Origin of the sequence: Stenotrophomonas sp. HMWF023 (genome assembly GCF_003060985.1) — a bacterium.
GTDB lineage: Bacteria > Pseudomonadota > Gammaproteobacteria > Xanthomonadales > Xanthomonadaceae > Stenotrophomonas > Stenotrophomonas lactitubi.
This window is the reverse complement of the sequence record NZ_QAIJ01000101.1, coordinates 24,172-38,698: the sequence shown is the minus strand read 5'-3', so window position 1 is coordinate 38,698 and position 14,527 is coordinate 24,172. Positions and strand designations below refer to the sequence as shown.

General features: G+C 67.7%; 13 protein-coding genes and 1 pseudogene. 13 read left to right on the top strand and 1 reads right to left on the bottom strand.

Annotation, left to right across the window (positions count from 1 at the left end; genetic code table 11):
- Nucleotides 1-3 precede the first annotated feature (3 nt).
- The 3 genes from DBR20_RS05330 to DBR20_RS05320 all read left to right on the top strand — a co-directional run bounded on the left by DBR20_RS05330 (nt 4) and on the right by DBR20_RS05320 (nt 5,118).
- A complete protein-coding gene (locus DBR20_RS05330; protein ID WP_108265457.1) occupies nt 4-1,413 on the top strand; it encodes a DNA polymerase Y family protein in 1,410 nt (469 codons plus the stop codon).
- A 5-nt stretch (nt 1,414-1,418) separates the two neighbouring features.
- On the top strand, nt 1,419-4,529 hold the full coding sequence (locus tag DBR20_RS05325) for an error-prone DNA polymerase (protein ID WP_108265456.1): 3,111 nt from the start codon (nt 1,419-1,421) through the stop codon (nt 4,527-4,529).
- Nucleotides 4,530-4,611: 82 nt separating this feature from the next.
- On the top strand, nt 4,612-5,118 hold the full coding sequence (locus DBR20_RS05320) for a hypothetical protein (RefSeq protein WP_108265455.1): 507 nt from the start codon (nt 4,612-4,614) through the stop codon (nt 5,116-5,118).
- Between the two features lie 66 nt (nt 5,119-5,184).
- On the opposite strand, the gene ptsJ is transcribed toward DBR20_RS05320, so the two are convergent.
- Nucleotides 5,185-6,471, bottom strand: coding sequence for a transcriptional regulator PtsJ (gene ptsJ, locus DBR20_RS05315; RefSeq protein ID WP_108265454.1), 1,287 nt, complete (start codon nt 6,469-6,471; stop codon nt 5,185-5,187).
- A 75-nt stretch (nt 6,472-6,546) separates the two neighbouring features.
- Here ptsJ and DBR20_RS05310 point away from each other — a divergent pair, with 75 nt between their 5' ends.
- The 10 genes and pseudogenes from DBR20_RS05310 to DBR20_RS22705 form a co-directional block, all read left to right on the top strand.
- Entirely contained in the window at nt 6,547-7,320 is a 774-nt protein-coding gene (locus tag DBR20_RS05310) for a YggS family pyridoxal phosphate-dependent enzyme (RefSeq protein WP_108265453.1), read from the top strand.
- Nucleotides 7,317-8,030 (top strand): glutamine amidotransferase, encoded by a 714-nt coding sequence (locus DBR20_RS05305; RefSeq protein WP_108265452.1) that lies wholly within the window; start codon nt 7,317-7,319, stop codon nt 8,028-8,030. Before DBR20_RS05310 ends, DBR20_RS05305 begins: the two co-directional genes overlap by 4 nt.
- Nucleotides 8,015-8,239 (top strand): hypothetical protein, encoded by a 225-nt coding sequence (locus DBR20_RS05300; protein ID WP_108265451.1) that lies wholly within the window; start codon nt 8,015-8,017, stop codon nt 8,237-8,239. Before DBR20_RS05305 ends, DBR20_RS05300 begins: the two co-directional genes overlap by 16 nt.
- A 108-nt stretch (nt 8,240-8,347) precedes the next feature.
- Nucleotides 8,348-8,875, top strand: coding sequence for a hypothetical protein (locus DBR20_RS05295; protein WP_108265450.1), 528 nt, complete (start codon nt 8,348-8,350; stop codon nt 8,873-8,875).
- Nucleotides 8,872-9,411 (top strand): hypothetical protein, encoded by a 540-nt coding sequence (locus tag DBR20_RS05290; protein WP_108265449.1) that lies wholly within the window; start codon nt 8,872-8,874, stop codon nt 9,409-9,411. The genes DBR20_RS05295 and DBR20_RS05290 overlap by 4 nt, the downstream gene beginning before the upstream one ends.
- 162 nt (nt 9,412-9,573) lie before the next feature.
- Nucleotides 9,574-10,083, top strand: coding sequence for an RNA polymerase sigma factor (locus DBR20_RS05285; RefSeq protein ID WP_100460327.1), 510 nt, complete (start codon nt 9,574-9,576; stop codon nt 10,081-10,083).
- Complete coding sequence (locus DBR20_RS05280) at nt 10,080-11,003, top strand: FecR domain-containing protein (protein WP_108265448.1); 924 nt, start codon at nt 10,080-10,082, stop codon at nt 11,001-11,003. The genes DBR20_RS05285 and DBR20_RS05280 overlap by 4 nt, the downstream gene beginning before the upstream one ends.
- Nucleotides 11,004-11,082: 79 nt before the next feature.
- A complete protein-coding gene (locus DBR20_RS05275; protein WP_108265447.1) occupies nt 11,083-13,557 on the top strand; it encodes a TonB-dependent receptor in 2,475 nt (824 codons plus the stop codon).
- Complete coding sequence (locus DBR20_RS05270) at nt 13,544-14,344, top strand: ChaN family lipoprotein (protein WP_108265446.1); 801 nt, start codon at nt 13,544-13,546, stop codon at nt 14,342-14,344. The genes DBR20_RS05275 and DBR20_RS05270 overlap by 14 nt, the downstream gene beginning before the upstream one ends.
- Nucleotides 14,337-14,527, top strand: a pseudogene (locus DBR20_RS22705) (energy transducer TonB); the annotation flags it as partial. The gene DBR20_RS05270 and the pseudogene DBR20_RS22705, both read left to right, overlap by 8 nt.

The following is a 14,527-nucleotide window of genomic DNA, read 5'->3' as shown; positions in this document are numbered from 1 at the left end:
GCCATGCACTGGGCCTGCCTGTTGTTGCCGCAGCTGGCGCTGGACAGCGTGCTGCGCCTGCAGCCGGATCCGCAGCGGCCGCTGGTGCTGCTGCAGGGGCCGGCGCAGCGTCGTGTGCTGCGTGCGGTCAGCCCTGCCGCGCGGGCAGCGGGGCTGCGCCCGGGCATGCTGCTGTCGGCCGCGCAGGTGCTGGTGCAGGGCCTGCAGCTGCACGACTACGATCCCAGCGCCGAACAGCACACCCGGCAGTTGCTGGCCAGCTGGCTGTATGCCACCAGTTCGCTGGTCAGCCTCGATTTTCCGCATGCGCTGGTGCTGGAGATCGGTGCCAGCCGTGCCCTGTTCGGCGATTGGCTGACGATCGAACAACGCCTGCGCAACGGCCTGCACGAACTGGGCTTCCGCCATCGCCTGGTCGCCGCCCCCAACCCGCATGCCGCGCGCGTGCTGGCCAATGTGCACGATGGCCTTGGCATCGACGCGCAGCAACTGCCCGCCGCACTGGCGCAGCTGCCACTGGCGCGCAGTGGCCTGCCCGTTGATGCGGTGACCGTGCTGGCACGCTCCGGCCTGCGCACGCTGGGCGCGGCCTTCGACCTGCCACGCGAAAGCCTGGCTCGCCGCTTCGCCCCCGAGGTGCTGCAGCAGCTGGATGCCGTGCGCGGCCTGGGCAACGTACCGTTGCGCTATTACCAGCCGCCGGACCGGTTCGATGCGCGCATCGAATTCGAATACGAGATCGAATCCAGCCAGGCCCTGCTGTTCCCGCTGCGGCGCCTGCTGCTGGACCTGGCCGCGTTCCTGTGTTCGCGCGATGGCGGCGTGCAGCGTTTCGACCTGCATTTCGAGCATGACCTGCTGCCGGCCAGCGTGCTGACCATCGGCCTGCTGGCCCCCGAACGCGATGCGGCGCTGCTGTTTGAGATCGCGCGCAACCGCATGGAAGCCTTCGCCCTGCCCGCCGGCAGCCGTGCGTTGCGCCTGCAGGCCGAGCAGCTGCCGCCGTTCGTGCCGGCCGCGCGTGATCTGTTCGATACGCGTCCAGCGCAGGCGATGCCATGGACCCAGCTGCGCGAGCGCCTGCGTGCCCGCCTCGGCGATGACGCCGTGCAGCCACTGGCCGTGCAGGCCGACCACCGCCCCGAACGTGCCAGCGGCACCCAGCCACTGGCCAAGCCACCGGCTTACTGGCCGCTGCGCCCCGGCTGGCTGCTGGATACGCCGCAGCCGCTGCGCGATCCGCGCCTGCGTATCGTCGCTGGGCCGGAGCGGATCGAATCGGGCTGGTGGGACCAAGCCGACGCACGCCGCGACTATTACGTGGTGGAAACCGCGCAGGGCCAACGCGGTTGGGCCTTCCGCACGCGCAATGATCCGCATGCACCGTGGATGCTGCACGGCTGGTTCGGTTGAGCCCCATGCACACCGACCTGCCCGGGTACGCCGAGCTGCATTGCCTGTCGGTCTTCAGTTTCCAGCGTGGTGCCTCCATCGCCGAGGAGCTGTTCGCACGCGCCGCCGGCCAAGGCTATCGCGCACTGGCGATCACCGACGAATGCTCGTTGGCCGGCATCGTGCGTGCCTGGCAGGCGGCGAAGACACACGGCGTGGCACTGATCGTCGGCGCCGAATTCCAGGTTGAAGACGGGCCGAAACTGGCCCTGCTGTGCACCGACCAGGCGGCCTATGCCGGGCTGTGCCAGCTGATCACCACCTGCCGTCGGCGGGCGGCCAAGGGCGAATACCGCTGCCTGCGCGAGGATCTGCATGGACTTCCCGAGGGCCTGCTGTGCCTGTGGTTGGACCGGCAACCGGCGGCCACCGAACTGGAACTGCTGCGCCGTTGTTTTCCGCAGCGCCTGTGGCTGGCGGTGGAGCTGCATCACGAACACGACGACACGCGCCGGCTGCAGCAGTTGCAGGCTTTCGGCGAACGCCACCAGTTGCCACTGGTCGCCAGTGGCGACGTGCACATGCACGTGCGCCGGCGCCGTGCCCTGCAGGACACGCTGACCGCGATCCGCCACCGCTGCAGCGTGGCCGAGGCCGGCTGGCGTCTGTTTGCCAACGGCGAGCGCCATCTGCGCCCACGCACCGCACTGGCCCAGCTGTATCCGCCCGAACTGCTGGCTGAAACCCTACGCATCGCCGAACGCTGCCACTTCACCCTGGACCAGCTGAAATACACCTACCCGCGCGAACTGGTACCCGAGGGCCACGACCCGGACAGCTGGCTGCGCGCCTTGGTCGAGAAAAATATTCCCTGGCGTTGGCCAAAGGGCATCGAGCCCGCGCAACGTGAGCAGATCGAACACGAGCTGGACCTGATCGCGAAGAAACAGTACGCGTCCTACTTCCTCACCGTGCAGGACATCGTAGGCTTCGCGCGCAGCAAGGATATTCTGTGCCAGGGGCGCGGTTCGGCGGCCAATTCGGCGGTGTGTTTCGTACTGGGCGTGACCGAGATCGACCCGGCGCGCAGCAACCTGCTGTTCGAGCGCTTCATCTCCGCCGAGCGTGATGAACCACCGGACATCGATATCGATTTCGAACACGAGCGCCGCGAGGAAGTGCTGCAGTACGTGTTCAACCGCTATGGCCGCGAGCGTGCCGCGTTGACTGCGGTGGCGATCAGCTACCGTGGCCGCAGCGCGATCCGTGATGTCGCCCGTGCGCTGGGCCTGCCGATGGACCAGGTCAACGAATTGGGCGCGGCGATGGATCATTGGGGCGGCAACATTCCGCTGCCGGAAACCCTGCGCGAGCGCGGTTTCGATCCGGAAACACCGTTGATGCGGCGGTTGCTGGCATTGACCGCCGAGCTGATCGATTTTCCGCGCCACCTGTCGCAGCATCCGGGCGGCTTCGTGATTTCCGAACACCCGCTGTCGACGCTGGTACCGGTGGAGAACGCGGCGATGGCCGACCGAACCGTCATCCAGTGGGACAAGGACGACCTGGATGCCACCGGCCTGATGAAGGTCGACTGCCTGGCACTGGGCATGCTCACCGCCATCCGCAAATGCCTGGCGATGCTGCAGCAGCATGGCCTGCATGCAGGGCGGATGGATGCCATTCCCTCCAAGGATAAAAGGACCTACGACATGATCTGCGCCGCCGACACCATCGGCGTGTTCCAGATCGAATCGCGCGCACAGATGGCGATGCTGCCGCGCATGCAGCCACGCGAGTTCTATGATCTGGTGATCGAAGTAGCAATCGTGCGCCCCGGCCCGATCCAGGGCGACATGGTCCATCCTTACCTTGAGCGGCGGCGGATCCTGCGCGAACAAGGCCCTGAGGCACTGAACGATCCGGACAATCCACTCTACCCACCGCAGCTGGAACGCGTGTTCGCACGCACGCTGGGCGTACCGCTGTTCCAGGAACAGGTCATGCAGCTGGCGGTGGATGCGGCCAACTACACCGCCGGCGAAGCCGATGCCCTGCGCCGCTCGATGGCCGCCTGGAAGCGTCGTGGCGGCCTGGAGCCCCATCGCGAAAAGCTGCTGGCTGGCATGTTGGAAAACGGCTTCAGCCTGGAATATGGCGAGCACCTGTTCGAGCAGATCAAGGGCTTCGGCGATTACGGTTTCCCGGAAAGCCACGCGGCCAGCTTCGCCCTGCTCACCTATGCCAGCTGCTGGCTGAAGTGCCATCACCCGGCCGCGTTTGCCGCCAGCCTGATCAACAGCCAGCCGCTGGGCTTCTACAGCCCCGACCAGCTGCTGCAGGATGCGCGCCGGCATGGCATCACCGTACTGCCGGTGGACGTGCGCCACAGCGATTGGGACTGCACGCTGGACTTCAGCAAGGGCGCGGCGGCAATCCGCCTCGGCCTGCGCCTGGTCGATGGCTGCAGCGAACCGGCCGCGCAGGCCATCATGCGCGAACGCGCGCGGCGTCCGTTCTACGATGTCGGCGACCTCTGCCAGCGCGCCGCACTGGATCGTCGCCAGCAGGGCCTGCTCGCCGATGCGAGCGCGCTGCGCGGCCTCAGCGGCCATCGCCACCGTGCACGCTGGGATATTTCCGGCGTGGAGAACCGCCTGCCGTTGTTCGACCAGGCACGCGCCACCGCCGAAGCGCGCGTGGCCCTGCCCCTGCCCAGCGCCTGGGAAGACATGCAGGCCGATTACCGCAGCACCGGCACCACCCTCGGCCGCCATCCAATGTCGTTCCTGCGTGCGCAGCTGCGAACCCGCGGCTGCCTGGATGCCGCGCAGCTGGGCAACCACGGCCATGGCCGGCGTGTACGCATCGCTGGCCTGGTACGCATGCGCCAGCGCCCGCAGACCGCCAGCGGCGTCACCTTCCTTACCCTGGAAGATGAAACCGGTATGGTCAACGCCGTGGTCTGGCGACATCTGGCCGACCGCCAGCATCACATCCTGGTAGACACGCAGCTGATGCAGATCGACGGTCGCCTGGAACGCGTGGATGGCGTGCAGCATGTGATCGTGCAGCGCATGCATTGCCTGGACCAACTGCTGCAGGGACTGCGCAGCCACAGCCGCGACTTCCATTGACGATACACATCGTCACACAACGCACTGGCCACGATCGACCGGATTCCGCTATCGTCGGCCATGTCCAAGGAAGGAATACACAATGGCTCGTGCCCTGACCCTGACCACCCTGGTGGTCGCCATACTCGCGTTGCTCGTTTCCGGCTGGACTGCCTGGAACCTGCATCGCAGCCAGTCACCGCAGCGCGTGATCGAGGCGCGCGGCCTGATCATCCACGATGCCAGCGGCCAGCCACGGGTGATCCTCGGCGCCCCGGTCCCCGATCCCCTCAGCCAGGGCCGCCCGCAGGGGCCGCGTGCCACCGCCCTGTCCGGCGTGATCCTGCTCGGCCCCGATGGTTCCGAGCGCGGCGGCTACGGCACCAGCGACCGGGGTGGCGAAGCCCTGCTGACCCTTGACGATGCCACCGGCACCACCGAAGTCTTCAAAGTGGTCGCCAACCCGGACCGCGGCGCCAGCCTGATGGTCAAGCACCAGAACAACACCGGCGCCATGCTGAGTTCCTGGCAGGGCAAGCCGGAACTGGTGTTCCTCGACGACAGCGGCCAGTCCTACTACGTGCGCCCCGGCGCCAGCGCTGCCCCCTGACCTGCTTTTGTAGAGTCGAGCCATGCTCGACTTCTTTTGGCAGAAGCAGTCGAGCATGGCTCGACTCTACAAACCGCACACCGCCGCCAGGTCATCGGCCAACCGGCGCTGCTGCGGCGGGCCGAGTGCCGCACAGGTGATGCGCAGCCCATGCGCCGGTGCAGACACGGCAAAGACTTCACCCCCGCGCACATGCCAGCCACGCGCCGCAAGCGCCAGCACCTGCGGCGTACTGTCGGCCGGCAGTGGCAGCCACAGATTCAAGCCTTCCATCGGCACGGGTGTCGGCAGCCCGCGCGCCTGCAACAGCGCCTGCAGTCCCTGCAGCCGCTGCTGGTAGCGTTCACCGGCCGCTGCGACCTTCGCCCGTTGCTGCGTCGACTCCAATACCGCACTGACCGCATCCTGCAACAGATGGCTGACCCAGCCGGTGCCCGCCGCCAAGCGCAGGCGCAGGCGCGCCGCGGTCTGACCATCGCAGGCCAACCAGGCCACGCGCAGGTCCGGGCCCAATGCCTTGGACAACGAACGCAGCAGCGCCCAACGCCGACCGTCCATCGGCAGCACCGAGTGATAGGCCTGTTGCGAGAGCAGCGCGTAGTGATCGTCGATCAGCACCGCCACCTGCGGATAGCCGGCCAGCAACTGGCGCAGCGAACGCGCACGCTTCGCATCCAGGCTGGCACCGGTGGGATTGTGCGCGCGCGGGGTCAGCAGCACCGCACGTGCGCCGGCATCCAGCGCCTGCCGCAGTGATTCCACCTGCATGCCGTGCGCATCCACCGCCACCGGCAACGGCGCGTGTCCGGCCGCACCGAGTACGTTGAGGCTGCCCAGGAAACAGGGATCCTCCACTGCGATGCGGTCCCCCGGCAGCAGCCACGCCGACAACAGACGCTCGATGCCATCGACCGCGCCATGGGTCAGTTCCAGCGCATAGCCCGGCGGGCAATCGGCATCCAGCGAGGCCCGTGCCAGGCGTTGCATGCGTGGATCTACCGTCTCCACCCCATACAGGCGCGAGGCCGTCGCAGCTACACGCAGGCTGGGCAGGCAGCGTGGATCCGGATTGCCGCCGGCCAGATCATGCAGGGCCAACCCCGGTGCACTGCCCTCGCGTGCCATCGTCGCCGGCAGGCCGCGCACCACGGTGCCGCGACGCCCTGCCGTACTGGCCAGGCCTGCCGCGTCCAGCCGCTTGTAGGCGGCGGCCACGGTATTGCGGTTGACCCCCAGCTGATCGGCCAGATCCCGCACCGGCGGCAGCACGCTGCCCGCCGCCAGATGGCCACTACCGATGCCCTCGCGGATGCTGTCGAAGATCGCTTCGGCGCTGCTCCCGGTGATTTTCATTTTGTCCTATGCCAAACTATCTCTTGTCCTGTGCCAGTGTATCCCACCCTGGCCACCCCGCACCGGAGGTGCCCCATGTCCCTCGCCCCCGCCGACTGGCCCGTCGCCCAGTCCGTCGAACAGATCGCCGCCAACCTGGCCACCGTGCGCCAGCGCATCGCCAGCGCCTGTGCCCGCGCCGGTCGTGATCCGGCCAGCGTACGCCTGCTGCCGGTCAGCAAGACCGTCGATGAAGCACGCATCCGCATGGCCGTAGCCGCCGGTTGTCACGAACTGGGCGAAAACAAGGTGCAGGAGGCGCAGCGCAAGGCCGAGGCCATGGCCGACCTTGGCGTGCACTGGTCGGTCATTGGCCACCTGCAGACCAACAAGGCCCGCTACGTCGCACGCTTCGCCAGCGAGTTCCAGGCGCTGGACAGCCTGCGCGTGGCCGAGGCGCTGCAGCAGCGGCTGCTGCTGGAGGATCGCACGCTGGATGTGTTCGTACAGGTCAACACCTCGGCCGAGCCCAGCAAATACGGCCTGGAGCCGGCCGCGGTGGCCGACTTCGTGCAGCAGCTGCCTGCCTTCGACCGCCTGCGCGTGCGCGGCCTGATGACCCTGGCCATCTTCACTCCCGAGGTGGAACGCGTGCGCGCCTGCTTCGTGCGCCTGCGAACGCTGCGCGATCAGCTGCAGCAGACGGCACCGGCTGGCCTCGACCTGTCGCAGCTGTCGATGGGCATGTCCGGTGATTTTGAAGTCGCCATCGAGGAAGGCGCCACCGTCGTCCGTGTCGGCCAGGCGATCTTCGGTGCACGCTCCACGCCCGACAGCTTCTACTGGCCCATCCCGGGAGCACCGGCATGAAGCGCGCCGTTGCCCTGCAGCACGTAGCCTTTGAAGATCTCGGCACCCTGCAGCCGCTGCTGCTCGCACAAGGGTGGCAGGTACAGGTCCTGCAGGCTGGCGTGGATGCACTCGATGCCGCCGAAGATGCTGATCTGCTGGTGCTGCTGGGTGGCCCGATCAGCGTCAACGATGACGCGGCCTATCCATTCCTCGCCGCCAGTATCGCGTTGCTGCAGCGTCGGTTGCAGCAGCAGCGGCCGACGCTCGGCATCTGTCTCGGCGCCCAGTTGATGGCGCGCGCACTGCACGCCGACATCGCCCCCACCGGTGGCAAGGAAATTGGTTTCGCACCGCTGTTGCTCACCGATGAAGGCCAGCGCTCGCCATTGCAGGCATTGCAGGGCATCCCGGTGCTGCACTGGCATGGTGAAGCCTTCGAACTGCCGGAAGGCGCACGCCGCCTCGCCAGTACGCCCGCCTGTCGCCACCAGGCCTTCGCCATCGGCCATCACGCCCTCGCCCTGCAGTGCCATCCCGAACTGGACGCGCGCCAGTTCGAGCGCTGGCTGATCGGCCACGCACTGGAACTGGCCGAGGCCGGCATCGATCCCATCGACCTGCGCGCGCAGGCCCGGCGCTATGGCGGGCCTCTCGCCGCCGCGGCGACCGCGATGTTCCATCAGTGGCTGCACGATCTGCCGGAGACCCGCCCATGCACTACCGCCTGACCATCCAGCACAACGGCATCCATTGGGGCCATGTCGACTGCGACGGTCCCAACGCGCTGCAACGCATCGATGCCATCGCCGCACGCCTGCCCGCTGCCGAAGGCTTCACCCTGCAACGGCAGATGGGCATCGGCGAGGAGCGCATCCTCTCCAGCACTGCCGATGGCCTGCGCGTGCTGGCCGCACAGATCCAGTACCGCGATCTCTGACCATCGTGCTGGTAGTGCCGGCTGCTGGCCGGCACCCGGCGCGAGAACACGTTTGCCGGCCAGCGGCAGGCACTACCCGGCTACCCACTCCCATGCGAAGCTTCACGCATGTTGAAACTGTCACGCGGCACCATCGATGGCCTGCGCATTGCCCCACGCTGGCCCGCGTCACAGGTCATCGTCGAGGCCGAGGTCCTGCAGCGCCTGCTCGATGCGCAGGCACTGCTGCCGTCCACCCTGCGCCTGCTGGTCACCCGTGGCTTCGAATGCCGCCAGGGACAGCTGGGCGGCTTCCGGCGCCTGGTCCGGCGGCTGGGCATCGCCGTGTTCCGCTGCTGCTACCGGCATCGCCATGATGAGATCGACGCCATCTTCGGTGCCAATGGCCACGACCTGGACGGGCGTCATGTGGATGTCTCGCTGGTCCTTCACGGCCAGCGCCTGCGCCTGCTTCCGCTGGGCGTGTTCACTCCACTGCGCTGGCAGCAGCAGCGCGTCAGCCGCCATGCCGACGCCGTTGCAGCGGCCAAGGATGCGCTGCAGCAGTGCGGCTTCGATCTGCACCCCAACGCCACGGAGAGCCTGCAGATCCACTGCGACTATCGCGGCATCACGCTGGCGGAACCGTCGCGTTGATCGACGTTCCCCGCGCACTGCAGGCAACCTGCACCGACCTTCAGCAACGGCTGGGCCGGATCGACAACCTGTCGGGCAATGGTGAACGCCGCCTCATCATCGAAGGAGAGCTGCTGCGGTTCCCCTATCGTATCTACGCGGACGCCACGGACCTGTTCCGGCTCGCATCCCATCTGCAGGGCGATGCGCGTGCCCTCTGCCTCTGCCTGCTCTCGCGTCACTGCGACGGACATGTACGGCAACGTGCGATCGAAACGCTGGGTCCCTCGCCGATGCCCTGGGTGCATGCCTTCCATCTCGCGTTGCTGGGTGAGTACGTGGACGAGATCGCATCGACCGTGGCGATCCAGGCGCGGCACACCGGCCTGCAGCGCTATGCCGCGCTTATCGGCGAGAACCGCGCCTTCGTCGACCTCTGCCGGCAACGCGCCGCCAGCTACTGGGATGCCTACTACCGCGCCCGCTACTCCAGCCTGCACCTGTTCCCGGCGCACCGCCTGCTGCTGCAGATGGCCCACGCCGCGCGCTCGCCTTAGCGCTCTCTGCACGTGCCAACGCACGTCGGCTCGGCAAGACAGCAAGACAGGCACACCCTGCCTCCCTCTGCAGCTAGATGCAAATGATTCTTCTTTACTGTAAGGTAATGCCGCTGCCCTTGCCGCCGCGGGCTGTTCCCTTCCCCAGCCTTCGCCTGCCCCGTGCCCACGCCTGTCGAATCGACGGATGTCGCGCAGCTGTGCGCCGCCCACTATCGGCCGCTGCACGCCCACGTCCGTCGCAAACTCCCACAACGCAGTGACGCCGATGATGTCGTCCAGGAAACCTGGCTGCGTGTCGTCAAAGTCGCCGCCAGCGGCCTGCTCAGCAATGGCCGCGCCTATCTGTATCGCGTCGCCCACAACCTGATCGCCGACCACTATCGCCTGATCCAGCGGCGTCGCGAAGAGGCCTTGGACGACGCGCAGCTGCAGGCCATCGCCGATCCCGCCCCGTTGCCCGAGCAATGCCTGCTCGATGCCGAACAACTGCGTCACCTCGACGCGATCATCGCCGCCCTGCCGCCGCGCTCGCGCGAGGTGTTCCTGCTGGCGCGCGTCGAGCAGTGCAGCCTGGCCGACATCGGCCGCCAGCTTGGCATCAGCCGGCAGACCGCGCATGGCCATCTGCTGCGCGCGCTGGTGGCCCTGCAGCAGGTGCCCGCCGCATGAGCCAGGATCCGATCGCCCGAGAGGCGGCGCGCTGGTGGCTGCATGCGCACGACGAACAGCGCGACGAAGCCGCCTTCAGCCAGTGGTATGAGGCCGATCCGCGCCACGCGGCGCAGTACCAGCACCTGTTGCAGCTGTGGCAGGCCGGTGCAGCACTGCCGAGCCTGCAACGACAACAGCAGCGTCGCCAGCGCCGGCGACTGCGCGAAGCCGGCATCGCCATGTTGCTGCTGTGTGCGCTCGGCCTCTACACCCGGCACAACGCGCTCCCGCCGGAACACACACTGCGCACGGCATCAGGCGAAATCAAAGAGGTGCGCCTGCAGGACGGTTCTCGCCTGCAGCTCTCGCCGGACAGCGAACTGGGCGTGCGCATCGATGCAAACCGGCGTGCGCTGCAGCTGCGGCACGGCCAGGCCTGGTTCCAGGTCGCACCTGATCGCGGCCGTCCGTTCCAGGTGCATACGCCGCACGGTACGGTCACGGCGCTGGGTACTGCCTTCGACATCGCGGTCAGTGGCGATGCCAGCATAGTGACCGTCACCGAACATCAGGTCCGCGTGGACAGTGGCTCGGGCAGCAGCGAAGCGGCCACCGGCCAGCAGCTGCGCTTCGATGGCACTGCGCCCTCGGCTGCGCTTGCAGCAGCCCCTGCGCAGCTGGCATGGCGCGAACGAAGGCTGGCCTGGGTCTCCGCGCCGCTGGCTGATGTCGTCCAGGATCTGGATCGCTGGCACGGCGGCCATACCTGGATCGCCGGCGACGCACTGCGGCGGCAGCCGGTCACGGTGCTGGCCGACGCGGATACGGCCGCGCGCAGCCGCGACCAGCTGGCCGCCGAACTGCACGTGCGCGTTGTCCGTATCGGGCCCAACCTGCAGGTGTGGCTGCCGTCGAAGGCCTCGTCCGATGCGCGCTGAACGCATCGACCCTGACATCCGGGCTGCTGCTGCGTCTTCCCAGGGTGACGACGCACTGCGTCACTCCCTGGAGCCCACGATGCTGTCCCACCGCCCCCTTGTTCTTGCGCTGTCTCTTGCCTGCGCCGGTATCGCCCCCGTGCTTGCTGCCACCGCGCAGGCACAGACCAGCGCAACCCGCCGCTACGACATTCCCGCGCAGCCGCTGGTCACCGCGCTGGACGCCTACAGCCGCCTCAGCGGCGTCGATCTGGTGATCGGCCGTGCCCTGCCGGCCAACCAGAGTGCACCCGCCCTGCAGGGGGACTTCGACGACAGCCAGGCATTGGCACGGCTGCTGGCCGGCAGCGGCCTGCGCGCGCGCTTCATCGATGCACGCCGTGCCACCCTCGAACCGGCGCCAGCCAGCACCGACGATGGCAGCCGCCAGACCGGCCCGCTGCGCGTGCAGGGGCGCACCGCCCATGCCATTGCTCCGGGTACCGGTGCAAGCCAGTACATTCCGGCCACGCAGGATGGCTTCGCGCCGAAGATCGGCAGCGAACGGGTCGCCATGGCCGAGCGCCAGGACGGCAACAGCCTGCTGCGCTCGATGCCCGGCACGCACAGCTTCCATTCGCGCAGCCAGCCCGGCCTACAGGTCAACATCCGCGGCATGGCCGGCGCAGGCCGGGTCAACACCATGATCGACGGCGTCACCCAGACCTTCCGCAACAACGCCGGCCATGGCTCGGGCGGCCCGTTCGCCTACGTGGACCCGTTCCTGTTGGCAGGCGTCGACGTACAGCGCGGCGCGGTCAGTGGTGGCGATGGTGCCGGCACGCTGGCCGGCAGCGCCAACTTCCGCACCCTGGACATCGAAGACCTGGTCTCCGATGGCCGCGATTGGGGGCTGCGTGCTGGCTACCGGCATGGCAACAACGGCTATGGCAGCGGACGTACCTTCGCCGGCGCTTGGCGCCATAGCGAAGACGGCGGCGACCGCCAGTTCGGCCTGTTGGCAGCAGCCAGCAGCAGCCGCAGCAGTGAATACGCAACGTCCCGCGGCCAGAAAAACAGCGCCGACCCCGGCAGCCAGCAACCCAGCAGCTGGCTGCTGAAGGCGCGCCTGCAGCCCAGCGACCAGCACCGCCTGGACCTGAGCCACATGCGCTATGAAAACGACTTCTACCACAACTATCCCTGGCAGATTTCCGCGCGCAACCAGCGCGCCAGCTACCACTACACGCCCTACTCGCCGTGGATCGACCTGCGCGCCAGCTTCGCCGCCAACAAGACCCGGCTGTTCTATCCGCCGGTGGAAGATTCCAGCTACATCGGCCGGCGTACCCACAGCAGCCTGAGCAGCTGGAACGTGGACAACACCAGCCGCTTCGACATCGGCGCCGTACAGGCACGCTGGAACACCGGCATCAAGCACCAGTCGGACATCTTCGTTGCCGATACCCCCACCCTGCGCGGCGCCAACCCACAAGGGCGCAGCCAACTCGACAGCGTGTTCACCACCCTGGAACTGCAGTACGACATCTACGCGCTGTCGGCGGGCCTGCGCCAGGACCGCTACGGCATCCGTGGCCACGTCCCCACCTGCTCGGATGTGCCTGGGCAATGCCTGGAGATCGGGGGCGGTGGCATCGACGTCGATCGCACCCAGCATGCGCTCAGCCCCAGCCTCTCGCTGTCGGTGCAGGCCACCTACTGGCTGCAGCTGTTTGCCGAAGTCTCGCGCACCTCGCGGCCGCCGCGCGTGCAGGAAATGTTCTTCGAGAAGATCCCGCTGGAAGGCATGAGCGATGCCGACGGCGTCGGCGCCAACCCCTTCCTGCGCCGCGAGCGTTCGCGCAACCTGCAGTTCGGCGCCAACCTCAGCGCCAGCTCGCTGCTGGTCGACGGCGACCTTGCGCAGCTGCGCCTGACCCGCTTCGACAACCGCATCCGCGACTACATCAAGCCGCAGTACCTGCTGATCGTGCATCCGCCGGAAGTCGAACCGTTCGTAGTGCCGATCGACAGCGACCCGCAGCTCAACGCGTGGACCGACAGCCTGGACGTGGGCGACTTCAGCACCACCACGCGCTGGATGAACCATCCCGGCGTGGTGCGCATGCGCGGCCTGGAACTGGAAGCGCACTACGCCAGCGAGCACTACCACGCCACCCTCAGCTGGACCCGCTCGCGCACCAGCGCGCCGGCCATCGAATTCGTCAACCTGGAAGACATCACCGCCCTGCCCGACCGCTACTGGACGCTGGATGTCGGCGGCCGCTGGTGGCAGCAGCGCCTGCAGGCGGGTGTGCGCGCCGAGTACTCCGGCCCCACCGAAGAGGGCTACGACTTCTTCCAGACCCGCAAGACGGGCGGCACCGGCGTGCTGCTGGATTTCTACGCCAGCTTCAAGCCACAGGCCAACACCACGCTGTGGCTGAACATCGAAAACCTGCAGAACAAGGCCTATGACAACAACGCCTCCATCGACAGCATCTTCAGCCCGATCCTGGACCGCGGCAACGGCCGTGGCCGTACCGTCTCGGTGGGCGTCAATGTGGCGTTCTAGCCGGCGCTGGCTGGCGCTGGGGCTGATCGCGCTGGCGGCGGCAGCCAGCGCGCAGCCGATGCCCGGCAAGGTGATCGATCTGGCCAGTGGCAAGGAGCTCGACCAGGCTGCCTTCGTGCAGCGGGTTGCCGCCGCCGAGCGCGTGCTGCTCGGCGAGCGTCACGATATCGATGCCGACCATGACGCCGAACGTTGGCTGCTGCAGGCATTGCAGCAGCGGCGTCCGCAGGGTGCGCTGGTGCTGGAGATGATCGCCAGCGAACGCCAGCCCCGACTGCAGCGTGTGCAGCGCTGGCTGGACAAGGGCAACCGGGCAGAATCGCAACGGCTGGCCGAACTGCTGGACTGGGATGCCCGCTGGCGATGGACACGCTATGGCGGACTGGTACAGATCGCCACCGACAGCGGCATCCGCCTGCAGGGCAGCAACCTGTCGCGCGCTGAAGTCGACACGCTGCTGGCGTCATCGCCCGAGGTGGTGTTCCCGGTCGACGGCGCGCGGCAGCGGTTGTCAGCGGTGGTGCTGGCCCAGCACGCCGACGCCGCGCCCATGCTCGATGGCATGCTCGCCGTTCAGCACGCACGTGACACACGGATGGCGCAGGCGTTGATGCAGTCGCCGCCCCCCGCCCTGCTCGTCGCCGGCCGTTGGCATGTGCTGCGTGGCACCGGCGTACCCGGTTATCTGCCAGCATCTACGCCAGCGTTGGTGATCGCGCTGGCATCAGTCGACGAAGATGTGGCGGGCGATGACGCCGACCTGTTGTGGGTGGTCGGCGATGAGTGAGCGTCGGCAGCACTGGCAAGCGGTGACGATCAGCATCGGGCTGCACCTGCTGCCGTTGCTGCTGTTCGTACGTTGGGTATCCACTCCGCCGCTGCTACCACCGCCGGAACAGGACGTGCGCATCAGCCTGCGCCTGCTGGCGCCGGCCACGCCCCCGCAGCCGGTGGAAGAGCTGCAGGCCGA

Coding starts and splice junctions, on each gene's coding strand:
- DBR20_RS05280 (WP_108265448.1), top strand. CDS start 10,080: ATGAGCCAGGATCCGATCGCCCGAGAGGCGGCGCGCTGGTGGCTGCAT.
- DBR20_RS05305 (WP_108265452.1), top strand. CDS start 7,317: ATGAAGCGCGCCGTTGCCCTGCAGCACGTAGCCTTTGAAGATCTCGGC.
- DBR20_RS05300 (WP_108265451.1), top strand. CDS start 8,015: ATGCACTACCGCCTGACCATCCAGCACAACGGCATCCATTGGGGCCAT.
- DBR20_RS05330 (WP_108265457.1), top strand. CDS start 4: ATGCACTGGGCCTGCCTGTTGTTGCCGCAGCTGGCGCTGGACAGCGTG.
- DBR20_RS05275 (WP_108265447.1), top strand. CDS start 11,083: ATGCTGTCCCACCGCCCCCTTGTTCTTGCGCTGTCTCTTGCCTGCGCC.
- DBR20_RS05325 (WP_108265456.1), top strand. CDS start 1,419: ATGCACACCGACCTGCCCGGGTACGCCGAGCTGCATTGCCTGTCGGTC.
- ptsJ (WP_108265454.1), bottom strand. CDS start 6,471: ATGAAAATCACCGGGAGCAGCGCCGAAGCGATCTTCGACAGCATCCGC.
- DBR20_RS05320 (WP_108265455.1), top strand. CDS start 4,612: ATGGCTCGTGCCCTGACCCTGACCACCCTGGTGGTCGCCATACTCGCG.
- DBR20_RS05295 (WP_108265450.1), top strand. CDS start 8,348: ATGTTGAAACTGTCACGCGGCACCATCGATGGCCTGCGCATTGCCCCA.
- DBR20_RS05270 (WP_108265446.1), top strand. CDS start 13,544: ATGTGGCGTTCTAGCCGGCGCTGGCTGGCGCTGGGGCTGATCGCGCTG.
- DBR20_RS05310 (WP_108265453.1), top strand. CDS start 6,547: ATGTCCCTCGCCCCCGCCGACTGGCCCGTCGCCCAGTCCGTCGAACAG.